Origin of the sequence: Pumilibacter intestinalis (assembly GCF_943193005.1) — a bacterium.
Taxonomy (GTDB): Bacteria; Bacillota; Clostridia; order Christensenellales; family Pumilibacteraceae; genus Pumilibacter; species Pumilibacter intestinalis.
In genome coordinates this window covers 1-25,183 of sequence record NZ_CALPCH010000024.1, presented here as the reverse complement: position 1 = coordinate 25,183, position 25,183 = coordinate 1, and the positions used below count along the sequence as shown (strand labels likewise).

26 protein-coding genes are annotated in these 25,183 nt (G+C 48.5%); 2 read left to right on the top strand and 24 right to left on the bottom strand.

What is annotated here, in order from left to right:
* Positions 1-187: 187 nt before the first annotated feature.
* The 12 genes from NFR55_RS09410 to NFR55_RS09355 all read right to left on the bottom strand — a co-directional run bounded on the left by NFR55_RS09410 (position 188) and on the right by NFR55_RS09355 (position 7,784).
* Complete coding sequence (locus NFR55_RS09410) at positions 188-1,222, bottom strand: rolling circle replication-associated protein (protein ID WP_251548499.1); 1,035 nt, start codon at positions 1,220-1,222, stop codon at positions 188-190.
* A 36-nt stretch (positions 1,223-1,258) separates the two neighbouring features.
* Positions 1,259-1,471 carry a hypothetical protein gene (locus NFR55_RS09405; protein WP_251548498.1) on the bottom strand — a complete coding sequence of 71 codons (213 nt, stop codon included), beginning with the start codon at positions 1,469-1,471 and terminating at the stop codon, positions 1,259-1,261.
* A 2-nt stretch (positions 1,472-1,473) separates the two neighbouring features.
* Positions 1,474-1,716: a hypothetical protein gene (locus NFR55_RS09400; protein ID WP_251548497.1), complete on the bottom strand. Its 243-nt coding sequence runs from the start codon at positions 1,714-1,716 to the stop codon at positions 1,474-1,476.
* A complete protein-coding gene (locus tag NFR55_RS09395; protein WP_251548496.1) occupies positions 1,713-2,348 on the bottom strand; it encodes a hypothetical protein in 636 nt (211 codons plus the stop codon). The genes NFR55_RS09400 and NFR55_RS09395 overlap by 4 nt, the downstream gene beginning before the upstream one ends.
* A gap of 189 nt (positions 2,349-2,537) precedes the next feature.
* Complete coding sequence (locus tag NFR55_RS09390; protein WP_251548495.1) at positions 2,538-3,986, bottom strand: hypothetical protein; 1,449 nt, start codon at positions 3,984-3,986, stop codon at positions 2,538-2,540.
* Between the two features lie 3 nt (positions 3,987-3,989).
* On the bottom strand, positions 3,990-5,480 hold the full coding sequence (locus NFR55_RS09385) for an InlB B-repeat-containing protein (protein ID WP_251548494.1): 1,491 nt from the start codon (positions 5,478-5,480) through the stop codon (positions 3,990-3,992).
* Between the two features lie 11 nt (positions 5,481-5,491).
* Entirely contained in the window at positions 5,492-5,851 is a 360-nt protein-coding gene (locus tag NFR55_RS09380) for a hypothetical protein (RefSeq protein ID WP_251548493.1), read from the bottom strand.
* A gap of 170 nt (positions 5,852-6,021) precedes the next feature.
* Complete coding sequence (locus NFR55_RS09375) at positions 6,022-6,315, bottom strand: hypothetical protein (protein WP_251548492.1); 294 nt, start codon at positions 6,313-6,315, stop codon at positions 6,022-6,024.
* A gap of 211 nt (positions 6,316-6,526) precedes the next feature.
* Positions 6,527-6,922 (bottom strand): sigma-70 RNA polymerase sigma factor region 4 domain-containing protein, encoded by a 396-nt coding sequence (locus NFR55_RS09370; RefSeq protein WP_251548491.1) that lies wholly within the window; start codon positions 6,920-6,922, stop codon positions 6,527-6,529.
* Positions 6,919-7,218 carry a hypothetical protein gene (locus NFR55_RS09365; protein WP_251548490.1) on the bottom strand — a complete coding sequence of 100 codons (300 nt, stop codon included), beginning with the start codon at positions 7,216-7,218 and terminating at the stop codon, positions 6,919-6,921. The genes NFR55_RS09370 and NFR55_RS09365 overlap by 4 nt, the downstream gene beginning before the upstream one ends.
* 121 nt (positions 7,219-7,339) lie before the next feature.
* The gene (locus tag NFR55_RS09360; protein ID WP_251548489.1) at positions 7,340-7,555 is read right to left on the bottom strand and encodes a DeoR family transcriptional regulator; all 216 of its coding nucleotides are present in this window, start codon (positions 7,553-7,555) and stop codon (positions 7,340-7,342) included.
* A gap of 82 nt (positions 7,556-7,637) precedes the next feature.
* The gene (locus NFR55_RS09355; protein WP_251548488.1) at positions 7,638-7,784 is read right to left on the bottom strand and encodes a hypothetical protein; all 147 of its coding nucleotides are present in this window, start codon (positions 7,782-7,784) and stop codon (positions 7,638-7,640) included.
* Between the two features lie 415 nt (positions 7,785-8,199).
* On the opposite strand from NFR55_RS09355, the gene NFR55_RS09350 reads away from it, so the two are divergent.
* The gene (locus NFR55_RS09350) at positions 8,200-8,613 is read left to right on the top strand and encodes a recombinase family protein (protein WP_251548487.1); all 414 of its coding nucleotides are present in this window, start codon (positions 8,200-8,202) and stop codon (positions 8,611-8,613) included.
* A 161-nt stretch (positions 8,614-8,774) separates the two neighbouring features.
* Here NFR55_RS09350 and NFR55_RS09345 read toward each other — a convergent pair whose 3' ends face one another.
* The 11 genes from NFR55_RS09345 to NFR55_RS09295 form a co-directional block, all read right to left on the bottom strand.
* Complete coding sequence (locus NFR55_RS09345; protein ID WP_251548486.1) at positions 8,775-9,074, bottom strand: Bro-N domain-containing protein; 300 nt, start codon at positions 9,072-9,074, stop codon at positions 8,775-8,777.
* Positions 9,075-9,095: 21 nt separating this feature from the next.
* Positions 9,096-9,302 (bottom strand): BRO-N domain-containing protein, encoded by a 207-nt coding sequence (locus NFR55_RS09340; RefSeq protein WP_251548485.1) that lies wholly within the window; start codon positions 9,300-9,302, stop codon positions 9,096-9,098.
* A 267-nt stretch (positions 9,303-9,569) separates the two neighbouring features.
* Positions 9,570-10,298, bottom strand: a complete 729-nt coding sequence (locus tag NFR55_RS09335; RefSeq protein ID WP_251548484.1) for an endonuclease/exonuclease/phosphatase family protein — start codon at positions 10,296-10,298, stop codon at positions 9,570-9,572.
* The gene (locus tag NFR55_RS09330) at positions 10,295-12,337 is read right to left on the bottom strand and encodes a GH92 family glycosyl hydrolase (RefSeq protein WP_251548483.1); all 2,043 of its coding nucleotides are present in this window, start codon (positions 12,335-12,337) and stop codon (positions 10,295-10,297) included. The genes NFR55_RS09335 and NFR55_RS09330 overlap by 4 nt, the downstream gene beginning before the upstream one ends.
* Position 12,338: 1 nt before the next feature.
* Entirely contained in the window at positions 12,339-13,589 is a 1,251-nt protein-coding gene (locus NFR55_RS09325; RefSeq protein WP_251548482.1) for a glycoside hydrolase family 125 protein, read from the bottom strand.
* Positions 13,590-13,635: 46 nt separating this feature from the next.
* Positions 13,636-17,202, bottom strand: a complete 3,567-nt coding sequence (locus tag NFR55_RS09320) for a carboxypeptidase-like regulatory domain-containing protein (RefSeq protein ID WP_251548481.1) — start codon at positions 17,200-17,202, stop codon at positions 13,636-13,638.
* 18 nt (positions 17,203-17,220) lie between these two features.
* Positions 17,221-18,654, bottom strand: a complete 1,434-nt coding sequence (locus tag NFR55_RS09315) for a glycoside hydrolase family 76 protein (protein WP_251548480.1) — start codon at positions 18,652-18,654, stop codon at positions 17,221-17,223.
* Entirely contained in the window at positions 18,651-20,321 is a 1,671-nt protein-coding gene (locus tag NFR55_RS09310) for a hypothetical protein (RefSeq protein ID WP_251548479.1), read from the bottom strand. Before NFR55_RS09310 ends, NFR55_RS09315 begins: the two co-directional genes overlap by 4 nt.
* 12 nt (positions 20,322-20,333) lie before the next feature.
* Positions 20,334-21,194, bottom strand: a complete 861-nt coding sequence (locus tag NFR55_RS09305) for a carbohydrate ABC transporter permease (RefSeq protein WP_251548478.1) — start codon at positions 21,192-21,194, stop codon at positions 20,334-20,336.
* On the bottom strand, positions 21,191-22,093 hold the full coding sequence (locus NFR55_RS09300) for a carbohydrate ABC transporter permease (RefSeq protein ID WP_251548477.1): 903 nt from the start codon (positions 22,091-22,093) through the stop codon (positions 21,191-21,193). The genes NFR55_RS09305 and NFR55_RS09300 overlap by 4 nt, the downstream gene beginning before the upstream one ends.
* Positions 22,094-22,107: 14 nt before the next feature.
* A complete protein-coding gene (locus tag NFR55_RS09295) occupies positions 22,108-23,445 on the bottom strand; it encodes an ABC transporter substrate-binding protein (RefSeq protein ID WP_251548476.1) in 1,338 nt (445 codons plus the stop codon).
* 254 nt (positions 23,446-23,699) lie between these two features.
* On the opposite strand from NFR55_RS09295, the gene NFR55_RS09290 reads away from it, so the two are divergent.
* The gene (locus tag NFR55_RS09290; RefSeq protein WP_251548475.1) at positions 23,700-24,761 is read left to right on the top strand and encodes a GntR family transcriptional regulator; all 1,062 of its coding nucleotides are present in this window, start codon (positions 23,700-23,702) and stop codon (positions 24,759-24,761) included.
* Between the two features lie 99 nt (positions 24,762-24,860).
* Here the strand turns inward: NFR55_RS09290 and NFR55_RS09285 are convergent, their stop codons facing one another.
* A complete protein-coding gene (locus tag NFR55_RS09285) occupies positions 24,861-25,001 on the bottom strand; it encodes a hypothetical protein (RefSeq protein WP_251548474.1) in 141 nt (46 codons plus the stop codon).
* Positions 25,002-25,183 lie beyond the last annotated feature (182 nt).

The window sequence follows — 25,183 nt, the reverse complement described above, 5'->3', positions numbered from 1 at the left end:
GCTCGCTACGCTCGCCCAGCCAAGCACACGCGCCACCGACCGAACACACCACCGAAAGAACCCAAGAACTCAATATACAAACCCCGTTTTTCTCGCTGTTGGCACACCGAAAGCGCAACCGCAACAGACAACCGCGGGCGGCACGCGCGGGGCTTGTCGTGCTCGCCCGCGGTTTGTTGTCGTATTTTCAGTTACTCTTTCGCATTTGCGCTATCACTTCTCGGCTCACGATGCCCATATATACGCCTTCGTCCCAGCAGTTGAAATCGTCAAAAAGCAATAGTTTTTTATCTTCTTGTCCTATCGTGCATACTATGTCCTCGTCCATGATGTCGGATAGGAAGTATTGGTATAAGCCTTTGCTGTATACAATCTTTTCGCCGTCTTTCTCTATGTATTTCATCAAATACGCGAGTTCGTTCTCGAGCGTATTCTCCGTCGGAAGTATTTGCTCGAAATCCGATCTGCCGAAATTCTCGTTAAAATACGTGTTTTGTACGGTCGTTTGCATTTTATGCGTTTTCAAGCTGTAATCCGTTTTCTCGAAAAGTATTCCCACCGTCTTATTTTCGGGTATGGCGAATAAGCCGTGAAAATGCAATCGCTTGTTTTCCGGCGAACGTTCCCATACCCCCATATACTTCCATCCCTTGCGGTAGCATAAATTCCGTAAACACGTTTGCAAACCTTTTCGGAAGCTGTCTTCCGTATGCTTTTTATCGTCGTACGTAAACGTACAAAAATAGTTTATGCCTGCTAAATATGCCTTACGTATCATGCGAATGCGCCGCTCGCGCATATTCCTCGCCTTTCTATCAAATCCCAAATCCACATACCATTTCAGTTCTTCTACCGTGTCAAAGTACGGTTCCATACCGTCCATAACCTTGAAATGTCGTTCCCGTATAGGGATATCAATATATTTTCCGTATAATTCCTCGAATAGTTCTTTCTTCGTCATTTGCCGCACGGTTTTAAGCGACTCACTTTCCGTTTGCGGCGCGTCACTATGATTTTCTATAACTTGCTCGTCCGACGCCGTTTCCTCTCTCTCATCGGCAAAGAAACCCTCTGCCGCGTTATCGGCGGCAGAGCTTTCCTTTTCCACGACGGTTATTTCTTCCTCTTTCGGTTTCGGGCGATAGCGAGTTTTGCGCTCGGTATGTGGTATCGCTATGTAGTGACTGCCGTCAAAATATATCTTGGTTTCCCTAAATCCCATATTGCTTTTTCGCGTGAGAATAACCGTCTAAATAAATCACTTACGCCGTTTATTATATTCCGGCGTATTCTTGTAAAGCATAGCGTACTCGAAATTGCCGTGTACTTTCATGGCGCGTTTGAACGCCTTAATATCGCCGTTCTCGGCGGCTTCTTTCAGTTCGTTTTCGCTGTAACGGTAGCCGTCTTTCAGTTCGCTTAGCGAATATTTTTTAGCTAATTTCTTGTGCCTTAACGTAAAAAATCCCACGCTTATAACCCTCCTTTTCTTTTTTTAATTTTGGCTTTGGCTTTCTTCCGAAACGCTTTTTGAAACCGCTTATCTTCCCGATCCAACCGCTTAAATGCCTTACGCATATTTTTGAAAATATATGCCAATATCCTATCGTTATACTGCTCGGGAACGAAGTCGGCGGTGTCGAGCGTGTGTGCAAACGTTTCGTAATATTTAGATAGGCACTCGTTGATGAGCTTGTTTTTGTTGTAGTTTATCATGCGACTTTACTCCTCTTTTGGTAGTACCCTTCGGGCAATTCGTTGTCATTCTCGGCTAAGTAACGCATATATCCTTCTCGCGTCTGCTCGGTAGGCTTGGCGACGGAATAATCATAGTTTTCGGTAAAATGTCCGTCGTAAAACTTTGGCTTACAGCACTGACTGTCGTAGCAATCGAACACATTGTAATCCGCCGTTACGACTTCTTCGGTATAGCAAGACTTATCCTGCTTGCCGCTTGAAATGTACCTATCGAAAAGACTGCTGTTCTCTATGCGGCGAATGTACCAACGCAAACCGTTTATCCGACTGTAGCCGTTATACGAAAACTCCAAAGACAGTATTTCCACGAACTGCGACAGTTCACGTATGTTTACGTCTATTAGCATTGGCCTTTGCGTGTCGAGCCAAACATCCAAATCGTTATGCCCGTGCTGTTCGTACCACCTCGACTGCCAATCCGGAAAGTACATACTCATGCGAGAATTGAGATACTTTTGCGCTTCGGTAATGAAAATACATTCGAACGGTAAATTGAAATGCGTTTCCACAAACGGGTTTGCAAACCCGAGCCTATACGGGTTTATACGTCTACTGAAACGCGGACTGTAACGGTACTTGTGAAAAATCATATCATAATTTGCGGACACACAATGCGCGGGCACAGTTTTTAGATTATTAAACCCATTGGCTTGCTTACTTAAAATCTCCCGCCGCATTCGTTTATTGCGTTCATAGTCGAAAGCCGTTTCATGCGCTATATGTGTCATAAAGCACGTCTTACCCGTTCTCGGCGGTGCGAAGATAATCGTAATCATCGGTCAGTCCTCCTTATCCCGTATCTTTCGTATCAGCGCGGCTATACCACGGAACGGCAAGGATATAAGCCACCATATACCCTTACACAGCCACACAAACGCTACGCCTATCCCCTTTACTATCCACAACAGAACTTGCCCCACAATGGGAAATACCGTTGCGAGTATAGGCAGCGCAATAATGAACGGCAACGCACAAATAATGATCTTCCATACAAGCGCGGGCACGCCCGTCACTTGCTCTAACCACTTACACAGTAAATCCAACCAACCGAGCTCGTGCGCACCGCCGCTCGGGTTGTTCCCCTCGGTCACTTTATCCGACACCGTTCCGAGATCATACGTCTTTCCCGCCGTTACGAATTTGAGCCGCAGTATTGTGACTTCAGACACTCTCGTACCCGTTCTCGTGATTTGTCTGCCGCCGAACGTATCTATTTGCCGTTCCGTATACGCCGTTTCCAAGAATACAAGCACCCATTTCGTTTTGCTTACTTCACTGCTTGCCGCTTCGTCCAAGTTCACAGCCTTATTGAAATCTTCGGAGCGCTGTATGCGTTTCCAAGTGTATTTGACGCCGAGAAAACCGTCTCCCGCGTTTCCTCCCTCTTGCTCGCCGGTAAGCGGCAGATACTGCATTTCGGATTTATTCCCGTATGTATAGCCGTTCCCCGTTTGCCATGTGTACGGCTGCGTGTAATACGAAACGTCCGCTTCTTGCAATGTGTCTATGGGCAGATCCGTATCGAAGGCTATAAAATGCACGTCGGTATATTTCCCGCCGTTTATATAATCCCAATGCAGTCCGTCCCAATACTGCAAATACCCCGCAAACGGATTCTTTATTTGAATGACGTTTACGTTTTTAACGCTGTACTTTACGTCGCCGTCCGCCGTTTCCGTCTTAAAGACTTTCCCTACTGCAAACGCAACGGCGTTCTTGGTGTTTCCGTTATCCGACTCTCCGTCCATGTCTTTATCCCAATCTCGGTATATACTCGAAATATTGTAGTAGCGCATTGTATCATTCGACACAATCACGCCGTTCACGCGGTACTTACAAAACACGCCGTTGGAATTTAGCAAAGCAAGCGTGAATAGGCTTGTCCCGTCCGCTGTTTCGGACAATGACATATTCACTTCGGTTGCAATAAAAAATTTCGCTTTATTGCTCGGTTGGTATGTATACAAGAACAGTTCGCCGCTTTCGCTTTCCGCTATTTGTATGACTTGCACCGTGCCGTACAGCTCATTTTCGGGATCTATTATTTCGGAGTAGTTTATGACGCTGAACGTTTCGTCTTTTTGCAAGTCCGCAAGCACGTTGGTATACGCCCGTTCTTCGGCAAAAGCGGACGGCTCTTGCCGCCCGCCTATCAAACCAAACAATAACATGAACAAAGCCAAAGCCGCGGTATATAACACGTTCTTTATACTTTGTCTGTTCGTCATCTCTTACCGTCCTTTTACGAACTTCACTATGGAAAATGCCGTAAACGCTAACAACGCGCAAAACACACCAATTGCCGTCCAAGTATACCATTGGTTATTCGCCACGAAATTCCCGTATCTCTTCCAACCGCTCAGCTCGGACACAAGCACTTGCGTATCTTCGGTTATGGTTGAATTTTGCTTACTCAGTTTTACGTGCTCGACCGACATGGCGCTAAACGCACTAAGCTCGGCTTGTTCCATTGCCGCCGCAAGCGTTGTACCGTATGGTACTTCGAGTGTAGCATACGTTTCGTTACCATCCGCATAAAACGTCACCGTGAATATCTTTATCTCCCACTTGGCTTCGAGAACGGTGTCCTCTTTAATTCCCGTGCCGTTATACACGCTGCCGTCTGCCAACGCCCAGCCGAGAAAGTTGTACCCTATACGCTCGGGCGTAGGCGCAGACGCCGCGGTGTTCCAATCCACCGTTTCGGAACTTATTTCCTCGCCGCCGTTACTGTGATACGTCACGGTATAGCGGTTAATGTTAAAGTGCGCGTGCAATGCGGTGTCCGAATATATAGGCTCTCCGGCATACGCGCGGCAGTTCTCGCCGTGCTCGGCTTGCGTGCCGTAATACCAACCCGTAAAGGTGTGCCCTTCTTTGGCCGGATTTTCGGGAAGCGCTACCGGCACGCGTGCGTCCATTACCATGGTTTCCACCACCGTTGCTTTTTGCCGCAAAGGACTGAACGTGGTATCGTTGCTGTCGCTGTACACTTCGAGAAGCGCGTATTTATTGAGTATATAGAACGCTTGCTTATATACGTCGGATTCCGTATTAAACGTGCCGACCACTGTCTTTTGGTGCGTGGTCGCATTTTCGATCGTTAAGGTGAAAGAACTTTCCGTCAGCGTGAAAATGACGTAATCGTACGGCTTACCGTGGGTATGGGTATATCCAAACTGCTCGGACGTATACTCGGAAAACTTGGTCGTGGCGTTACTGTCGCATCGCGAGCACAGTTCCTGCGTATGCGAGAAATTATTCTTTACGCGTATGGAATTTGCGTCAAAAGAATACGTGCTGTATTCGCCGTCGCCCTCGTCTATATATTCGTCTTCTTGGTACACTAATCCGTATGTAAACCCGAACTCCTTACCGCTCGTTGTACAAGTCGTCTGCTTACACTCGAAGTTCAGCTTTACCGTATACGTCCATTCTTTTAAGGCGGACGGGCGCTTAGAATACCATGTACGGAAATTGAGCGAATTGCGGATATGCGTGGTACCGCTCTCATACGTTTTGGAATACTCTTGGTAGTCGTTGTTGTCCGACAAAGCAATCTGCTCGTTTGAAGTTGCATACATCGGCACAGATACGGTTTCGCCGCACTCCGCCGCTTTTGCGTCCCACACGCCCGACAGCTGCAAGCAAGTTACGATTGCCGTAAGCAACAGCGCCGCAATTACGGCCACGATACCTATTTTCTTTTTGGTAACTTGCATAGGCACCTCGTTTATCTCATCAGCATGGCAAGCAAGGTCTTGTCCGACTTGCGCGCGGGTTTAACGGCGCATTCGTACACCTCGCCCGTATCCTTGTCCACCGTGCGAACGAGAAATCTCTCGCCGGATATAACGCTCCCCTCGGCGTTCTTGAACTCGAACGGCTCGGTCACGAAATCCGCGTGTGTTTCGTCTCCGAACACAATGTCCAAAACGGTGTAGCCGCCCTTATCGTTCTTGTCCGGCGGCGCGAGTTTTATCTTCACGTCTCTGCCGCGCACGTTGCCCGAGATATAATACTCGTCGTACGTTTTGCCCTTATACTCAAAAGTACCTTTCTCCACCTTGAGCTGATTCTTGTTGTTTGCCATAATTTTTTCTCCTCCTGTTTTTTTGTTGGTTTGTTGATTTTTTTGAGAACGCAGTCGCGCGTTAGACGGGCAACAGGCGTCGAGTTGCCGACGGGAGCGTACATAAACGTACGTGACCGAGGCAATCTCGCCGCACGTAGCCCGTATGGCGGGATGAATGCGTTCTCAAATTAGGCGGTCTTTTTGCCGCCCTTGCCCTTCGGCAATTTCGTGCCTTTTTCCCTCGAATACTTCTTCGCCTCGGTTTTACTCAGCCCCGCGTCCATAGCTTGCTTGTAACGGAACAGTCCCGCATGATCGCTTTGGCACTGCAAGTAGCCCGAACGCAGCCCCGCCTCGTAGTCCGAAAGCGGCTTACCTTCCTTTTGCCCGTGCATATGCACTTTGGCACGCCTCTCTTCCACGTAACTTGCCGCACGTTTCGAGGGCGTCGTCCACCGTCGCTCTTTGTTGTATTCTGCCATTTGTTCTTACCTCGCAATTTTTAGTCTTAATACCCGTTTACAATGGCGCATTACCGTATTGCTTTGTCGATAGAATGAGCGTCAGGCGGCCACCTTACTTAATAAACGCTTATTCTCAATCGCTCTTTCCTTTTCGCACCGTGTAACGGATAACGGGATTACATAACCCCTACACCTATAGCCTCGAAAATGAGCAAAAAACAAATAAATGTTACCTTTTTGTCCCCAATTGTTCCAAAGTTGTACGCAGTTGCCACGATATGAGCTGCGGTGTTACCTTTTGTTCCCGCGCTATTTCTTTCAGTCTTTTCCGCTCGTAAAACACTTTTTGTAGCAATTCCTTTTGCTCGGCGGCAAGGTTTTTCACCGACTTGAACAGCTCCTCGTTAGGTAAATTCGCAAACAGCTCTCCGAAAGTATGCTCGTCGAATACGGGTACGTCAATGCCGTGTTTCCTTAGCTCGTCCAACGATACATGCCGCCTTGTTTCCTTGCGGTTGCCGTATTTCTCCGCTTTATCCATGTCTTTCAAAAACGCAAAAAGTTTATCCTCTACCGCAACTACGCTTTTCGTGCCGTCTACAAACCTATATACGTACTCTTTCATTCGTTACCCAGCTCCCTTGCAAAAAACTCGCACAGCTCGCGGTTTAACCGCTTTACATGCCCCACCGAGTAGTCCATATCCAACGCCGCCACCGTTTGCGTGTTAAAATGGATATATAAAGAAAGGTATATGTAATACAAGCGTGACGGCGCTTTACGTATCGCCGCATTGTATTTCTCCGTCTTTTCCTCAATAGAGTTTTTTCCTATGATTTTCGTCGCGCCCTCAAACTCTTTTGCATGCGCGTAATAATACTGAATTTCCCTAAGATCCGCTTTTACTTCTTCGATCGTCATTTCTTGCCCTCCCAATAGTATTTGTTTAATTTGAATGTCTTGAGTATGCCTTGCATAACGACTAATTCGTTGCCGGATAGCCCGTTCGCCAATTTTTCCAACAATGCCGACTGCTCGTCCGTCAGATATTTGGGTCCGTTCTATACCAATCTTCTACATAAATGCCGCCTCCGTTCCCACGGGCGTTATTCAGCGGATATTCCAATGAAAGCACCAAAATATCTCTCTCGATTGTGCGCTTGCTCACGCCGAACTCGACAGCAAGATTTTCTCTTGTGTCGTGTCTGCGAACGCACAGCTTTTCGAGTATTTTGTTGCGCCGTTCATTGACCGTCACCCGCTTTTTACCGCCTTCCGAATTTCATTGGCGCAATTATATAAAGCGAACTCGACACCTTTTGTCGACTTTGAAATACTTTTTAACTTTTTTTAGTTTCGTCGACAGCTTTTTCTATATTCAGCTCCAATACCGCCGCTATCATATCCAAAACGTCGGGCGGCATTAAAGATAAATCCGGTACTCCGTTTGTTATGATCACTCTTTCCTTTTGTGTATTTTCCACCATATCCATTTACCTCCATGCCGTAGAGTGTAGCATAATATATTTCGTTTGTCGGTCACATCGAAAGCACATAAACGGTCAAAGAATAACACAAGGTTTCATAAGGTAGCAACAACGGTATATAAATAAAAGAATTCGTCTTTCGACTTATGGTTGTAGCGGAAAAAGTCTTGCGCCGATTTTCCTTTCTTGTCATATTTGCTTTATTCGTCAAAGGGAAAAAAGCGTTGCTGAAAATATGAATTGCACAGCTATTAACGACAATGCTTTTTTCGCTTATCTTTGACGGCGCGACTTTTTCCGCCCTTTCGTTTTCCGTCGAAAGACGAATGAGCTGAAAAAGTATAAATATTTTTTTGAACTCGACAGAAGGTGTCGAGTTTGACGTTTATACTACTTTCAAAAACGGAGGTATTTTATGAAAACGGCTGTGATTTACGCTCGGTATTCATCGGATAGGCAAACGGAACAGTCTATCGAAGGGCAACTTCGGGATTGCAACGAATATGCCGAGCGCCATGACATCATTATCTTAGACACGTACATCGACCGCGCTATGACGGGTACAAACGACAAACGAAACGAGTTTCAGCGTATGCTTAAAGACAGCAATAAGCGAGCGTGGGATTACGTTTTGGTTTACAAAACCGATCGGTTCGGCAGAAACAAATACGAACTCGCTATGAACAAGCACACTTTGAAAGTAAACGGAATTCGGCTCATTCCCGTAAAGGAAAATATCCCCGAAGGTCCGGAAGGCATTATTCTCGAAAGTCTCTTGGAAGGGTTTGAGCATACAAATGGTCATAATAATATTATTAAATCATTCTAAACTTTGCGCAACTACGAAACTAATCAATATAACAATAACAAAACTCCCGGCGGTAAATTACCATCGGGAGTTTACTTTTTTGCTTTCCTCTCGGCTTTTTAATATAAAATTTTTTTACTAACTCTATTCATTACTGAAAGGCAACCGGCAATTTTGATTCGCTACCCTTCATCGTCTTCGGATTTCGGGGCTTGTATTTCGAGCGCGGGTTTATCGCTTGCGTTAAGCGAAGATACGGCTTTTACGCCCGTCGTGCGCTCATATTCTTCTTTTGCCGTATTGGCAACTTTTCCGCCGCGTTTGGCAACGTCTCTACTCGCTTCAAAACTCGTAGGATGCTCTTGTCGAGATAATGTTGTCGTCGTGACCTCGGCAAGCCACATCTTGAACGGCTCGGCTTTAGGCGATGGTATAGACTGCACAAGACGCAATACGCCTTTCGTGTCGAGAACGTCTTGCATATAATACTTTCCATCCGAAGATTACAATTTCAGTTGACTACAATTTGTAGTCAACTCACTACCCTCGTTTTTAAGACGTGTTTTTAAGACGCTCCAATATTTTCGCGGATTTTCGCTATCCGTCAGCACGGCAACCACGTCAACAACGGAAAAATACCATTCTTCCGCATCGGCGTCCCATACGGTGCGTACTTGCTTATTCTCGAATACCTTAATTTTGTTTTCCATACACTCGCCCTCTTTTGCTCTTTCCAGCCCATTATACCACAAATAGGAGAAACATGCAATAGATACACGGTAGGCTTTGAATTTCTATCATTGTCACTTATCCCTTTTTCTCCTTGGATTGAACGTATCAAGTATGCTTTGCATATATGTTTCTTTTGCGTAACCATATAAAACAAACTCGACAGATTTTGCCGAGTTTGTTAAAATTCTTTTGTGACTTTCTCACACATTACGGTTTTGCAAATTCAAAATAAAATCCACTTTAATTCATTCGGCTTCTACAAATAAGGGGAAATGATCGGAGATGTAAATATCTCCGCGAATTTCGGGCACGCAAACACAGTCTGAAAGTTTTTTTACGTCGCGGCTCGCAAAGATGAAATCGATTTTACTGCGCTCTTTGCCGTATCCGTTGTAGGTATATTCGAGGCCTTCGGTCAAGTCCGCAAGTTTACCTTCCACCCACTTATGCACGTTTTGCGGCTCGTCGTTCATATCGCCGCAAACTAAAATTTTGCCCGCAGTACCCGCCTTTTGCAATATCAATCCGAGTCCGCGTTCGCGAGCTATCGGATCGGCGTTATCGAGGTGAGTAGCGTACACCTCATACACGCCGTTCTTGTTTTTGAGACTTACATGCGTGCAAGTGCGCGGCCAATATAATTGCGTCGGATATCTGCTGCCGGGCACTTGCGGCGTTTCGCTGAGCCAAAAATGCTCTTTGCCAGAAAGCGTAAATTCTGATTTTTTGTATGCTACGAGATTTATTTCGTCGTCATCGCGCTTTTCCGCCATGCGCCCCTCTCCAATTATACCGTATACATTGGAGAGAGCAACGGCAAGGTCGTCTTTTACCGCGGGAACGACCTCTTGCATACAAATAATATCCGCATTGGATGCGAGCATATAGTCCACTGCAAAATCGCGGCGAAAACGCCAACTGTTGTGTCCGTCATCTGCAATAGCATTACGCAAATTAAACGTCATTATTTTCATTTCGCTTTACTCTCCGTAAGTTCGGAATAGCTTATTTTCTTTTTGCCTTTCAGACGCGCGCACAAATCCACAGAGTGACCGCCCGCACACAGCTTTGCCGCTTTTGCAATAGGCTGCGTAACGGTAAACGTGTCTTTGCCCGGGCACATGGGATACAGCCCGAGCACGGCGAAGAGATACCAGCACGCCATCGTGCCGTTGTCCTCGTCGCCGGGATAGCCGTCGTCGGCGGAAGAGAAATGCTCGCGCACGATCTTTTCCACTATTGCGTGCGATTTTTCCGTGTCGCCGAATTCGGCGTATAAAAACGGCAAATGGAAGGACGGCTGATTGGATATGGCGCACTGACCGAGGTCCACCGCCGCCATTTCGGTCATTTCGTGGATCTCGTGCCCGTATCCGCCTATGCTGTATAAAGGCTCGGATGCGAACAGTTCGTCCAACTTACGCAAAAAGGCTTTCTTGCCGCCGTATAGTTCGGCAAGCCCCTCGTAGTCGTGCGGCACGGCGAATCCGTTTTGCCACACGCTTCCCTCGGTGTAGTCCTTGCCCCACAAATAACAGTCGAACGGCTCGTTGCGGAAATTGCCGAATTCGTCTTTACCACGCATGAATCCCTCGCTCGGGTCGAACAGATTGCGGTAATTTTTGCTTCGCTTAAAATACTTTTCCGCCGTTTTTTCATCGCCGAGCGCACGGGCGGACGCGGCAATACAAAAATCGCCATACGCGCTGTCAAGCGTTTCGTTCACGCTCTCGTTGCACTTTGTGTACGGCACGTAGCCGAGAGTGTCGTATTCCTTTATGCATTTGCGCGCTATAAGTCTGCCGTGCGACTCGAATTCGGTATTCTTCACCATGGCGCGGAGCGCGCGGCGCGCGTTCTTCTCGCTTATCAATCCCTTTACTATGCCGTCGGCAAAAACCGCCTCAATCAGCGTACCCGGCATACAGTTGAATTCGGACGGCGTGGGCCAACGCGGAAGCGTGCCGCGGTCGTCGTACATATTGAGCCATCCCTCGGCGAATTCGTCGAGCATTTCGGGCAAAACCAAAGAATAGAACGGATACACGGTGCGGTATGTATCCCAAAAACCGTTGTTGGTATAATATACCCCCTCTTTTATTTCCAAAGTTTCGGGATTTATGTGTATCGCTTTACCGCTCGCATCCGTTTCGTAAAAACGGTTGGGAAACAAGAACGCGCGATACATGCAAGAATAAAACGTACGCATCATCTCTTCGTCCGCTTCTATGCGAACGCGTCCCAAAAGGTCTTCCCACCTATCCGCCGCCGCCTTTTCGGCTTGCTCAAAGTTCACGTTTTCGGTTTCGCGCTTTAGGTTCAGCCTTGCTTGCGCCTCGCTTATATAAGAGGTGGCAAGCCGCACGGTATATTCGCGCTTTTCGAGATACACGCCCACGCTTTCCGCCTTTTCACCCGAGCGTTCGCGCATTTCGCCGCTTATGCCGCAATCGAACTTAAACGCGAAATAAATTTTGAAATCGTCGCGGTACGGCGCGTTGGTATAAGACGAGGTATAGCCCGTTATCGTGCGCTCATTTTCGTTCACATTGATACGGGTATCGAAATCGAACGGCAGAACGGCAAACACGGGTTTTGCCGCGCTCTCGGCTACTTTCACGCGCATAATGCAACCCGTTTGGGTGGGCGCAAGTTCGAACTCGGTGCGATAGCGTAGCAATTTCATTTTCATGCGATGCGGTTTTAATTCCGCATCGGCGGGACGGAAGCCCGACCAACGGTTGTTTTCATCGGCAATGAGTCTGTCGGTTTGCGGCATAAAGCAAAAATACGAAAAATCGTTGACCCACGGGCTTGCTTGGTGCGTAAGCCGCACCCCCTCGAAACTGTGATCCGCCGGATGATAGTACCACGACCCGCGCGAGCAATTTGTTTGCGGCGCGAACATAGCGTGCGAATGCGGCAAAGCCGTGAGCGGCAACGTGTTCCCGTTAGAAAACCGCATTTGCGAATCCGTACCTTGCTTGATATTCACATAATCGATATATTTCATTTTATCGCAGTGCCTCCGTATTTTTTGCCGCGCACAAAGCGAACATGGAATTTGCCCAAGCAAACCAAGGGCGCGTATAGTTGCGCGGATCGTCGCAATCGAATCCTTCGTGCATACAGCCCGTGCCGGCGTCGGTATCGCGCAGCATTTGCAAAACGGTGCGTATTTCGTTTTCGTCTTGCGACGTAAGAGCTTGCACGCACAGTCCTATGTGCCAAACGTAACCGTCCGGCGTGTGCGGACTGCCCACTCCGCAAGCCGCACTTCCCTCGAACCAATAAGGATTTCTATGCGAAAGTATTTTTTTGCGCGTACGCAAGTACAGCGCGTCATCGGGCGGACAGAATCCCATAAACGGAGCCGCCATGAGCGACGGCACGTTGGCGTCGTCCATAAAAAGAGCGTTGCCGAGCCCGTCCGCCTCGTAGGCGTAAAACGTTTCTCCGTCCTCGTTTATAATGCCGAATTTCTCGATTCCGCTTTTCACCTCGCCGCGAAGTTTTTCGGCGCGGGCTGCGTCCGCCGTATTTCCGAGCTTATTTAATCCCTCCGCCATACAGCCGAGCGATACATAGGCAAACATATTTTCGGGCACGTTGAACCCGAAAACGCACGCGTCGTCGCTCGGTCGGTAAGCGGAGCGTATCATGCCGGTATAGCCGCACACTCCGCCTTTGCCGCAGTTTATGAGCGTGTCGGTGATATGCGCGCCCGCGCCGTAACGGCGGTGGCGGTACGGCGAAGATTCGGGACGCTGTTCCGTAGTCATTACATTCAGCGCGGTTTTTGCCGCCGCCTCGTAAGCAAGAGAATATATGCGCGAGTCTTGCGTGCTCTCGTAATATTTCTGCGCCAACCAAAACGGAAACATAAGCGAGTCGAGCTCGTACTTGCGCTCCCAAACCCACGGACTGTATGCGTCGCAAATATCACCCGTATGCCCTTTTCCGTTCGGCTCTCGATTAAACGCATTTGCATAAGGGTCGAGCGCAATAAACCTAAACTGCCGCTCGGCAAGACCGCGTATAAGATCCGCCGTTTCTTCGCACTTTGCGGCGTACGGAATATATTGCAAAACTTGCGCCGCGCTGTCGCGGAGCCACATGGCGGGAATGTCGCCCGTAACTACGAACGGCAGTCCCTCCGACTCGGAAAGCGTGGTATCGAGCGTGGAAAAAAAGCATTTTAGGTACATTTCGCGCAAGCGGGGATCGCCGATATTCTCGGCGAATTCTCCCACCGCTTTACGCATTTTTTCGCATCGGTATGTTTGCATACTGTTTTTCAGCCCTTAGAGTTTAATTGTTTTCTTGATTGCTTTCTTGCGGCTTGGCTTCGAGATGAATTTGCTGAATGGCAATTTTGTTTTCTCCGCCTTGCGTGTTGCGCAAGCCGATCATAATCACGACTTCTTGCCCCTCGAATTCCGACAAATCCCACTTAAATTGCGTATAATTGTCGGTACTCCAACTGCCGCTAATCCAACCGCCACCCATATCGGTTACTTGGTTGCCGTTAAGGTCAAAAGCCGAAATATCGGGTGTAATGATTTTCTCAACAACTTCGCCGTTTGTCCCGAGACTGTAAACGGTTACGGCAAGTTCAGGCATGTTGCCGCCGAATCCGCGCGCATTGAAGCGAAGATAGTTGTTTTGCGCAGTAATGGAAAACTTGGAGTAGAGGAATACGCAGTTTTCCACGTTCCATTCGTCGTTGCGAGTTTTGATGAGAGCACCTTCGCCCGCATTCAACTCATAATCCGCGCTCTCAAAATTCTTGGACGCGGTACCCCATGTCGAGAAGATATAATTGCTCTTATCTTTGTCGTTGGCGGAGCCCACGAAATCATTTATACTTTGTCCCGCAACGCCCGTGTTATTCAACAAATTGCTGGCAAGCGTATCCACCGTACTTCCCCAATCGCTTTCAAGATTGTAGAAACGAATGTGATGCATCACATATTGAACGTCCCAACGGGTGCATTCATCGGTGTAGAATATACCTGTGGCAATGAGCACTCTTTTACCCACATATTCGGTCAAATCAAACGTAACGTCGTTATAAGAATTTTGACGCGATGTGCGAAGACCGCCTATAAGAGCGCGTGCGCCGCTTTCCAAATCCACCACCATTACGCCGAAAATCGTATCGTTGCTTGTATCATGCGTGCGCATATTCACGGTCATTGTTTTTGTCGCTTCACTTATCGTGCGTACACCGTAAATATAACCGTTGAACTCGGATGCACTCTTAGCGGAATTTTCTATAACGCGAATGGTATCGCCCTCGTTTTGTTCTTCACTGCGAAGCGGATTACTCTTAGCAAAACTGCGAAGAATGCTGTGCGCTCTGTGTCCCTGATAATAATCGTAATCCAATGTTTTCGCGTTTTGCATTTGCGAGAACGTAAGTCCGGGCAAAATGTCTTTTTCTTTAAGCGTTATTTCTTTATTCGCACTACCGCCCGAATAATCCGAAGTGGTGAGCGTAAAGCTTGGATCCGCATAAATGTTAGCGTATTTGCCTTTCAGCGTGATCGTTACGTTGCCAAGCGCCACCGCATCCGCCATGGTAAGTCTGTCAAGCGACCACTTTCCGTCCGTATACGTAAAATCATGCGTGCCGAGCTTAATTTCCGCGTCATTTTCGGTAAGCGCCGTATCCGCATTCAATGTGATATTTATAGTTTGCGGCGCATTGGAATTTTGCTGCAATTCGAAATTTTGCGTTACCTCGTCTTGCGTTGCCGCACCCGAAAGCGCATAGGTTGCGCCGAGCAGTTTTTGCGTATCGTCAGCAATATCGGAATTGTCGTACGAAACGGTAAGCGTGCCGGTTGCGTCCGCCGTCAAAGCCAACTCGTATGCACCGCTTGCGGCTGTATAGGTGAATCCGTCCTCGCCGCTCGTAAGCGATTCGTTATTAAGCTTAAACGATACCTTGGACAAATCGTATTCACCGCCCTCGGGCAACGTCACCGTACCCTTCAGCGTATATGAGTAGCGGGCAAACGAAATCTTCTGCAAATCCAAACGCTCGCCGCTCGTCATGCCGATCGCAAGCACCACGGTTTTGCCTATGCAGTCGGTGAGATCGATTTGTGCGTTTTCCGTTGTTCTTTCCTCCGAGCCGTTATAAAGCGAATCATACGCCTTAATAAGCCCTTTTGTGGCAGAGTCATACGCTTCCACTCGCAGCTTGGGCGCTCTGTCACGATACCAACGTACCGACATGCGCGCATTCGCCGCGGTTATATTTACTTTGGCATAGGCGTACATAAATAAGTCTGCGTCTGCCGCCGTGTTCTGCCCTACGTAGCAAGCATAGAAACGTGCGCTCTTAGTCACATAGTCGTTATCCGAATTTTTGCCTTCTATATTGCCGTTTATATCGAACGCACTGCGTATTTCCGCATTTTCAAACGAAGTCTTCTGCGTCAAATCGAGCGTTTTCGCACTTTCAAACTCGGCTTGCGTAGTTCTGCCGAACACGAATTCGCCGGGACCGAATATAATACGTTCTACGGTAAGAGCGGCTTTGCGCACGCCAATGGCAAGAATGATATTTTTGCCTACATATTCGCTCAAATCGAACGTGAGCGATACGGTAGTGTTGGAATTGAGCGTAGCCCACTCGGTATTTTGCGTTTTCTCTTTTATAAGTTTGCTTTCGAGCGTGTCGGGTATAATGACTTTTACGGCGCATTCGGTTGCAATACTACTGAATGTTCTTCCATAGAGCGTAACGATCTTATTGTCCGCCGAAACGATCATTTTACCGTAAACATATCTGCGGTAATCATCGTTTGCGTTATCTTGCTTGCTCTCCATTTGGTAGCCTTCGGAAAGAATTCCCGCCGCAGAGCCTTCCGCGCCGCCTTCTTTCCAAGTACTAGCGGCATGCATCTGATCTTTGAGCTGACCCGATACGGCGATATTATTCATCGTAGCATATTCGTCAACGAGAGCGGCATTGGTTTTGCCCGCAAGCACGGTGTTGCGCACAAGCTCTGCGTTCAGCGTATGCGTGCCGTCCGCAAGCTCCTCGGCGGTAACCTCGTTCGTCACCTTGGCGTATCCGTTTTTGATAAACTCTACGGTGCAAGCATCGCGTGATGTTTGTACGGAATACGCGCCGTTCGCGTCGGTCTTCACCTCGGTGGTACCGATCTTTACCGTCACGCCGTCGATCGCGCCAGCGGGATAATCCGCCGTCACAACGCCCGATACGGTGGCAAGTTGCTCCTCCGGTATTTTTTCAAGCGTCACGTTCAGCGTATGCGCACTGCCCTCGATCTCGGCGGCATTGACTGTTTTATCTGCGGAAACGTAGCCGCTCGCCGCAAACGTAAAGGTGTAGCTTCCCTTCTTTTCGAGCTGCGGCAACGTAAACGCGCCGTTTGCATCGGCAGTCACCGTTTCCGAAAGCGCGGAGCCCGACACCGTTGCGTTTGCGATCGCGCCTTCTTCGCCGCTTACCGTGCCGGAGATAACGAAATATTCTTTCTCTTGCACCGTCATAGACACGTTGAGTTTCACCGTGCCGTTCACGGCGTCGGCGGTTTTAACCGATTTTTGCACGTCGGTGTAGCCGGTCTTTGTAAACGTAAGCGTATACTCGCCCGCGCTCACCTCGAAAGAATAACTGCCCGCCGAGCCGGTGGTTTTGGTTTCGCTGCCGAGTTTTACCGTCACGCCCGAAATCGGACCGAGCTCCGAAGCGACTACGCCCTCTATCGTATATTTTTCGGTTACGGTACCGCCCGAATTATCGGTATCGTCGTCGCATGCCGCAAACACTGCCGCACAGCAAACCATGATTGCCGCGAGCATGAAAATCATTGCTTTTTTCAAAATCTTACTCATCTTTTTACCCTCTCTTTATTATTTTAATTCTTGATGTTTTGCTTCGAGCTGAGCGGCAAGAGCCATAGTCTCCGCCGCGCTCGACGCATCCATTACGTTGGTGATATCGTCGTACTCGTAGCCCACGTGCCAACCGCCGGCAAGATCGCGGGGCAAAAATCCATCGCGGTAATAGTTGTCGTAGGCATAGTCTACCAAATTGCGGAACGAGTTCACGTATTCGCGCGAGGCGTCGCTCTGCCACACGTTGTACAAGTCGGCAAAGCCGCGGTAGAGCACAAAGTTAAACCACGTGGTAATGGAGCCGGTGGGGTAGCGCACAATCCCCTCTTTGAAAGTTTTGTCGCCGAAATAGTCGTACGCCGCCGCCGCAAGTTTTTTGGCTTGCTCGAGATATGCGTTATCGCCCGTCACGCGGTACAGATCCACCGCGCCCGAAAGCGGCGCGCCCGAATTGTACGTGAGCGACTCGGGTTGATATTTGCCGTCGGTATAGAACGTATATTTCACGCCCGTAGGTTGCCAAGTGGTCACGTTATATCCCTTGTTGTCGTAGAAAAGATCGTTAGACTTTTTGAGATAGCGAATGGTATAATTGTATACTTTCTTCGCGAACATAAGGTAATAATCCGATTTTTTCATCGTCTCGGATTTAATCTCGTGCAACTCGTTCTGATATTTATACTCTATGGTTTCGTCGCTGTCTTTATACGCCTCGTGAAGCCACACAAGCGGCGAAATGATAGGTCCGTTGGAACAGGTGTGACGCGATTGATATCCCGGTCCCCACAGTATGCCGCCGTATTCGTTGCCGTCCGCGTCGAGCGAGCAGTCCCAACCGGCTATGCAGTAATTTGCGAGGTATTCGGCTTCGGTCAAAAACTTTTTGTCGTTCGTGAGCTTATAACTTTCGAACATTTCGCGCATAAGCCACATTTGGTCGTCGTACACGTTAGCCACGCCCTCTACACCCGCTTTGTTTCTGCCGCGATTGGAGCGGTTCACGCCGTATACGGTGCGTTCGCTCGTGCCGGTGAATTCCACGAACGAGCCCGTTCCGCGATACCACGACAGTTCGTCGTAAAGGTCGTATACGAGCTTTTTATACTCGTTGCCCTTGGCTGTATCGCCGAATACCGCATACATCCTGTTGGCAAGCGCGTATACGGCGGTATAGTGCCATACGCTCGCGCCGCTGTCGCCTATTTGCGCCGCATGATTGTAGCCGTCGAATACGCTGAGTTCCCACTCCGCGTCGTCGCGGTCGAGTTCGTAAAGATCGCGCTCTATAAACTTATCGAACACGTTATCGGCAAGTTGTGCCGCGCGCGCCGCCGAAGTGTTCACCGCTTTTTCTTCGATTCCGCCGCCGTCGTTCCCGCACGCGGATACCGATAAAGCAATGCTCATACACATAAATATCCCCAAAACTCTCTTCATGAATTTTTTCATTTTACTCTCCTCCTTCTCGCCGCAATGCACCCCGCGCCAAGCGCAAGAACTACGCCCGCCGCCGCGCATTCGAATCCGCCGATTGCACCGGAACAGCCGGCTTCTTCGCCGCCGGACGAAGTCACGTTCACGCTACCCTCGGCGATATAGCCTTTGCTTTCGTCCTTTTCGTGCGTAGGCACTTTGACGGCATCGTAGTTCGCCAAAAAATTTTCGAGGCGTATGCCCGTTTTGGCATAAGACTGCAATCCGTCGGTCACTATAAATCCGCTGTCGAACTCTTGCACGGAAATTCCTTGGTCGGGATAATATTTTCCGTTCGCTTTGGGAAATCCGAGCACTTTGTAATTGTCTTGCCACACGTCGAGTACGCCGTCGCGCATCAAACACAAATTGCCCGTCTGTTTGTTGAGCGCGAGCGCCGCCACATGCTTGCGCCCCTCTTCCTTGAACGGGTCGGCGGTGCTGTCGCCCCAGATGAACTGCTGGGCGTCGATGTCGTTCCAGGGCTTGAAGCGATCTTCCAAGAACCCGAGGAAATAGCCGGCGTTATAATACTCGGTGATCTTGTCGTATATTTTGGTGCGGAGAGTTTCTATCTCTATACCGTAATTCACCGAAGTATCGAAAAGCAAATCGCTCTTTTTGATAAGGCTGTCGAGCGAAAGAAGTTGCGGTGCGTTATCCGAATCGAAATTGCGTCCCGGATGAAGAGTGTAGGTGCAATAGCCCTCTGCGGAACGTAACGCCGTCACGCAGCCCTTTTCGTAATCGATATACGTGCGGTTGCCGTCCGTGCGCCGCGCCTTCTCCGCACCGTATTGCTTGGGTACGGTAGGAGCCACGTCGGATACGAATATTTCTTTTTCCGAGTCGTAACGCAGTCCTATTTCGCCCACGGGCAAGCCGTCGGCGGTGGTGTAAATCAATCCGTTTTCGAATTCTTGCATAAACGCGTAAGACACGTTTCCGCCCGCCGTCTTAAACGAGCCGTTTTTCTTTACATCCGCTTTGGGCAAACCGTACGGAAACAGTTCGTTGTTTACGAATTCCACCGAATAGCAGCTCACCGCGAACGTTTGCTGCACCGCGGGATTGTACACGATAAAACTCATGTTTACGCGATCGCCGCCGAACGCGAACTTGCCGTCGCCCAACTTGAAATCCATTATGATGAGATTCTTCCAAATCTTAATCGGCGAACAAGGCACGCCCAATCCGAAACCCGCCGAAACCGAACGTTCCATGGCATCGGCAAACATTTGCCGCACCCCGTCTTCGTCCTTTCCGGTAGTGTTCAAAACCGCAGTCTTTTGACCGTCGTTTTCGCCTATGTTCGCACCGAGAATTCTCGCGGTATAAACGTTCTTTTCCACCGTCGTCACGTTCCCTTGCGCGTCTATGTTTCGATTGGCGAAATTGCGCACCGCATAGTTTTCGCCGAGTAGGAAATATTCGCAGTATCCGTTTTCGAAATTCTGATACGATTTGTTTCCTATCGCAAAGGACTCGCCTTTCTTCGCCCCGTACTCCGTCGTAAGCGTCACATTGCCCGCGTCATCCGCCCGCGCCAACAATGGAACCGCGCACAGTGCGCACGCCGCCAAACATAAAACAATCAACAGCGGCAACAATATGCGAAATCCTGTTTTGTGTTTTACCATCATTATTTACCCTCCTTATTTTATCCCGCTGAACGCGAGGTTTTCCATGAAATACTTTTGTCCCACCAAGAATATGATGAACGTGGGAATGCAAGTGATGAGCGCACCCGCCATAAGAGCGCCCGTGTCCGATACCACCATCTGAAATTCGCGCAGCACTATGCCCAAAGTCATTTGCTCGGGCGCGAGCACAATACTCGGCCACAAGAACGAATTGTAGTTCGAATTGAACGTGAACAGTCCGAGCGTGAGAAATCCGGGCAAAATGAGCGGACAGTATATGCGGAAGAATATGTACAGCTCTCCCGCTCCGTCTATTCGCGCCGCCTCCGCCATTTCCGAAGGCGTTTGCTTGAAGAACGAACGGAGAAACAGCACGCCGTATATGCTGAACGCCGCGGGAATTATCACACCTCCGAAATTGTTGGTAAGTCCCAAAAAGTCTACCACCAAAAAGCTGGGTATCAATGTAACGATTCCCGGCAGCATCATGGACGCCGTCATGATCTTGAGAATGATTTTCTCGCCCGGCAAATGCAAATGCGTGAGCGCGTACGCTCCGAGCGAACAAGTGAGCAAGCTGAGCAATATCACGCAAGCCACTATAAACAGCGTGTTGCCGAATATCTCGAACACCGAAATTCCCGCGCCCACGTCCGCCACTCTCTCGAAAAACGTAGCGTACTGCGATAACGTAAACGTTTTGGGAATAAGCGAAAACCCCATTTGATTTTCCGTTTCGGGACGGAACGACGCCACGAGCGACCAATAAAACGGCAACAGCATTATCACGGCAACAAGGACAAAAAATGCATACAGCAACACTTTGCCTATTATTCCGCGCACGGTATGCTTTTTGTAAAGAGCTTTCGTCATACCGTTTTGTCCTCCTTTACTATGAGTTGGAACAAAAACGTGAAGAGCATTATCACGCCGAAGAGAATGATACTCATTGCGCTGCCGAGTCCGCCCTTAAACCGCGTGAAGCCTATTTCGTACAGCATAACTACGGGCGTGCGCGCCCATTCCATGCTGCCGCTCGGCACCATTGCGTACACAAGATCGAACATTTGAAAAGCCCCTATTATGCTCATCGTAGTGATGAAATACATAGTCGGCGCTATCGCGGGCAGAGTAATGTGTATAAGCGTCTGAAATCCGTTTGCGCCGTCGAGCCTTGCCGCCTCGTACGACTCGGTCGGCACTCCTTTGAGAGCCGCGAGGAATATGAGCATGTTGTTGCCCACGCCGCTCCACAGCGAGACCATTACCACGCACACCATTACGAAATAACTGCGCGAATCGAGCCAGCGAAGCGCCGGCAATCCAATCGACGTGAGTATGCCGTTAAATACGCCGCTGTCGATATCGAACATCCACCGCCACACGTACGCCATGGCTATGCTGCCCGTAATCGACGGCAAATAGAATATAACGCGCATAAGCTTTGCGCCGCGCAGACGGGAATTGCCGAGCACGGCGGCAAGCAAAGACGTGATTATCGCAAACGGTACGAATATAACGGCGTATATCAGTATATTGAGAAACGCTTTCATGAATTCGGCGTTCTTGAACGATGTCGCAAAATACTCGAATCCCACGAATTCCTTCACTTCCAAAAGGTTGTAGTTGTGGAACGCGAGATAAAACGCCATGATAAACGGTATCACCGTAAATACGGTAAACAGCACGGCGGTCGGGGTAAGGAACAAATACCCTATTATATGCTGCTTGCGCCGTAAACTCTTTTTTGTTTTGCGAAGCGCGATTTCCATATCGATCCCCCTCGTCAGCCCAAAAGATAAGAAGTGTCTTTGAGTCTGCCGAGCGTATCGCCCAACGTTCTCGTGCCGTCGAGATAAGCCGTCACGTTGGAATTTACGGTATAAATTTGATAATTCATATATCCCGGCAGCTGCGGGCGAATTTGATACTTGTTCACAAGCGCCGCAGCGTCTTGCAATACTTGCGTATTCATAAGTTCGGCATCGGCGCGCAAGGAATTGAGCGCGGGCATGGTTTCGGTGTACTGCGCCCAATAACGCGCACCCTCGCCGGTAGTCCACCACTCGAGCAAATCAACGGAACGTTTCACATAGCTGTCGTACACTTCGTCGCGGATTTTCTGTATGGGCTTGGGCACCACCAATCCGAATCCGCCGAACATTCCGCCGCTCTGCGCGTCGCCGAATGTATATCCGCTGCGCTCCGCCTTGGGCATGGGCATGAATTTATAATGCATGTCGGGATTCATTCTTTTGATATAGTCCGCGTAGTACGTGGCTTGCGTGTACATAGCCACTTGTCCGCGCGGAAATCCTATTGCTTCCACGTTTTTGGAAACGTTCGAATCTTTCATTTCCTTGAAAAACTCCAAAACGGCTTTCGCTGCATCGGTGTCCATATTGGGGATATTCGACGGGGTAAGGAAATCTTCGCCCGTCGTAAGGAAATATTTGTAGAAATGTTCGTGCAAATCTCCGGTGTAATATCCGGCTACTTTGCTGTCGCCGCTTCCCGTGGTAAGCTTCTTCGCTATAGACAGAAATTCCGTCCACGTCCATTCGGAATCGAGCGTTATCTTTTCCGAATCGCTCTTGTCCTTGTTGTATTTGTCCACCATATCCGTATTTACGTATATGCCCCACAAGTCGAGGTCTATGGGCAATCCGTACGTTTTTCCGCTCACTTGCATCTCCGTCATTGCGGCATCGGTATACAAAGAGGTGTCCACATTTCGTTCGGCAAACATATCGGTCAAATCGAGTATGAAATCGTTATTTACATACTCGGGCGTGTTAAATCTGTCGAAAAGCATCAAATGCGGATATCTCGAAGCGCTGCGAAGCCGCGTGGGATACGTAGACGCCATATCCGATACGGGATCGAGCGTAATCGTTACGTTAAGGTTTTTCGCCTCTTCGCCGAGCTTGCCCGCATTGAAATCGTTTACGAAATCCGTAAGGTTTTCGAGATAGGTACCTTGCCACTGCGTACCGCCCGCCATAAGACGAAGTTCGGCATGATCGCCGTCTTTCAATACCTCGGTGTTCCCACCGCCGCAACCGGTGAACACTGCCGTTACCGCGAGCATCGCCACGAATAGAACCGGAACAATTTTCTTCATTTCTGCCTCCTCAATATAAATATAAGATATACAAGTTGATTTTATCTTGTATTTATTATACACTGTCAAAAAGTATATTGTCAATATCAAACCTTTAATTTGCTGCCTTTTTCGTCAAAATCTTGTATATCTTGTATTAATTTTCGCGCAATTTATCCAATATTGCAAGACAAGTTATATAAGTTTCGACTTCTTGTATTGACTTTTTGTTCGCCGTATGATATAATATAACAAAAAAAGAAAGGAGCCATACGGTGTCGGACCCTTTATACAAAGTAATCTCGGATAATATAGAAGAACTTATAGAGAAAAACCGTAACATAAAGAATTTTATGTTACCAAGCGAAAATATGCTTGCGCTGAAATTCAACGCAAGCAGAGTCACGGTACGCAAAGCGCTCGCCGACCTCGAACAAAAAGGAACAATATACAAAATACACGGCAAAGGAACGTTCGCGTCTCCGCAAGCGGAAACTACGGTTACCGAAAATCCGCAAAGCACGCTGTTCGCATTTATCTGTCCCAACATCTCCGACGATTTCCCCCGCAATATTTACAACGGCATCAACGCCTTTTGTCTCGAAAACAATATCGAACTTCTCACCTTTTGCACCGGAGGCAGAACTTCGCGCGAAGAAGCGGCAATAAATCTTTCCAAACGAATGAACTGCAAAGGCATTTTGATAATGCCCACCGACGAGGACAATTACAACAACGGCATTCTCGCGCTCACTCTGAATAAGTTCCCAACCGTACTCATAGACCGTATACTCATGGGACTCAACCTACCGTGTGTAAGCTCCGACCACTATCAAATAGGTTATAAATCCGCCGAATATTTGGCGGCGCGTCATCAAAATGTGTGCATGATTTCGCTAAACGATATCGTATCGTCCATTCGCAGCAGAATCGAAGGTTTCAAAAAGGGGCTTGCCGACAGAAAGATTTACCACTCTCACATTTTGAGATTTGCCGCCGGCTCAACCCCGAGCGAAATGTTGCAATACTTTTCCGAACGCCCGAATATCACGGGCATAGTCTGTAACAGCGGGCAAATTTATTATCAGCTTATACAAGCAATGAAGAAACTCGGCAAAGAAATCAACCGCGACTACGAAGTGCTTTGCATAGACAACGAAGGCGAAACGCTCAACCGCAGTATCGGACTCAACTCCGCACGCATAGTACAAGACGGTTTCAAAATAGGTTGCATTGCCACCGAACTCTTGTACGCCCAAATCCTCGACGGTTCCGTTCCTCAAAACCGTCTCATTCCCTTACTGCAAGACCCCACTCTCAGTAGCAACAAAAAATGAATTCATCAGATTAATTTATACAGTGTTACCTTTAGTTACCTAAATATAATTTCATGCGACGGCGTGCGACTGGCTTGTGTGCTTGTCTTGAATAAAATTTTATTTGATTGCTTTCAACGTCTCGGTAAGTTCTTGCCCGTCTATTTCAAAATACTTATTGCCCATAAGTTGTTTTTGCTCGTCCGCACCGCAATACACCGTAGCGCCGCACTTACTGCATCCGAAACAGTTGAACAGCAAATTTGTAGTGTTTTTGAGTGAAAATCGGCAATCGCGAAAGGGAACGCTTTAACCCTAAAATTGAGCAATTGACCGTAATGTGTGTGCCTGTCAGATACAAGCGGCGGCAAAGCTGACGAAAGCGGCTACGCCGCTTTCGTCACCCTCGCGCTGTCGCGCTCGGGCGCCGAGACAGGCACACA

Excerpts from the sequence above, each read along its gene's own strand:
- NFR55_RS09300 (WP_251548477.1), bottom strand. The coding sequence starts at position 22,093 with ATGGAAATCGCGCTTCGCAAAACAAAAAAGAGTTTACGGCGCAAGCAG.
- NFR55_RS09315 (WP_251548480.1), bottom strand. The coding sequence starts at position 18,654 with ATGAAAAAATTCATGAAGAGAGTTTTGGGGATATTTATGTGTATGAGC.
- NFR55_RS09365 (WP_251548490.1), bottom strand. The coding sequence starts at position 7,218 with ATGACGATCGAAGAAGTAAAAGCGGATCTTAGGGAAATTCAGTATTAT.
- NFR55_RS09335 (WP_251548484.1), bottom strand. The coding sequence starts at position 10,298 with ATGAAAATAATGACGTTTAATTTGCGTAATGCTATTGCAGATGACGGA.
- NFR55_RS09390 (WP_251548495.1), bottom strand. The coding sequence starts at position 3,986 with ATGACGAACAGACAAAGTATAAAGAACGTGTTATATACCGCGGCTTTG.
- NFR55_RS09350 (WP_251548487.1), top strand. The coding sequence starts at position 8,200 with ATGAAAACGGCTGTGATTTACGCTCGGTATTCATCGGATAGGCAAACG.
- NFR55_RS09305 (WP_251548478.1), bottom strand. The coding sequence starts at position 21,194 with ATGACGAAAGCTCTTTACAAAAAGCATACCGTGCGCGGAATAATAGGC.
- NFR55_RS09400 (WP_251548497.1), bottom strand. The coding sequence starts at position 1,716 with ATGATAAACTACAACAAAAACAAGCTCATCAACGAGTGCCTATCTAAA.
- NFR55_RS09370 (WP_251548491.1), bottom strand. The coding sequence starts at position 6,922 with ATGAAAGAGTACGTATATAGGTTTGTAGACGGCACGAAAAGCGTAGTT.
- NFR55_RS09320 (WP_251548481.1), bottom strand. The coding sequence starts at position 17,202 with ATGAGTAAGATTTTGAAAAAAGCAATGATTTTCATGCTCGCGGCAATC.
- NFR55_RS09385 (WP_251548494.1), bottom strand. The coding sequence starts at position 5,480 with ATGCAAGTTACCAAAAAGAAAATAGGTATCGTGGCCGTAATTGCGGCG.
- NFR55_RS09380 (WP_251548493.1), bottom strand. The coding sequence starts at position 5,851 with ATGGCAAACAACAAGAATCAGCTCAAGGTGGAGAAAGGTACTTTTGAG.
- NFR55_RS09295 (WP_251548476.1), bottom strand. The coding sequence starts at position 23,445 with ATGAAGAAAATTGTTCCGGTTCTATTCGTGGCGATGCTCGCGGTAACG.
- NFR55_RS09375 (WP_251548492.1), bottom strand. The coding sequence starts at position 6,315 with ATGGCAGAATACAACAAAGAGCGACGGTGGACGACGCCCTCGAAACGT.
- NFR55_RS09355 (WP_251548488.1), bottom strand. The coding sequence starts at position 7,784 with ATGGTGGAAAATACACAAAAGGAAAGAGTGATCATAACAAACGGAGTA.
- NFR55_RS09330 (WP_251548483.1), bottom strand. The coding sequence starts at position 12,337 with ATGAAATATATCGATTATGTGAATATCAAGCAAGGTACGGATTCGCAA.
- NFR55_RS09340 (WP_251548485.1), bottom strand. The coding sequence starts at position 9,302 with ATGGAAAACAAAATTAAGGTATTCGAGAATAAGCAAGTACGCACCGTA.
- NFR55_RS09310 (WP_251548479.1), bottom strand. The coding sequence starts at position 20,321 with ATGATGGTAAAACACAAAACAGGATTTCGCATATTGTTGCCGCTGTTG.
- NFR55_RS09325 (WP_251548482.1), bottom strand. The coding sequence starts at position 13,589 with ATGCGTAAAGCGGTGGGAGAATTCGCCGAGAATATCGGCGATCCCCGC.
- NFR55_RS09345 (WP_251548486.1), bottom strand. The coding sequence starts at position 9,074 with ATGCAAGACGTTCTCGACACGAAAGGCGTATTGCGTCTTGTGCAGTCT.
- NFR55_RS09395 (WP_251548496.1), bottom strand. The coding sequence starts at position 2,348 with ATGATTTTTCACAAGTACCGTTACAGTCCGCGTTTCAGTAGACGTATA.
- NFR55_RS09410 (WP_251548499.1), bottom strand. The coding sequence starts at position 1,222 with ATGGGATTTAGGGAAACCAAGATATATTTTGACGGCAGTCACTACATA.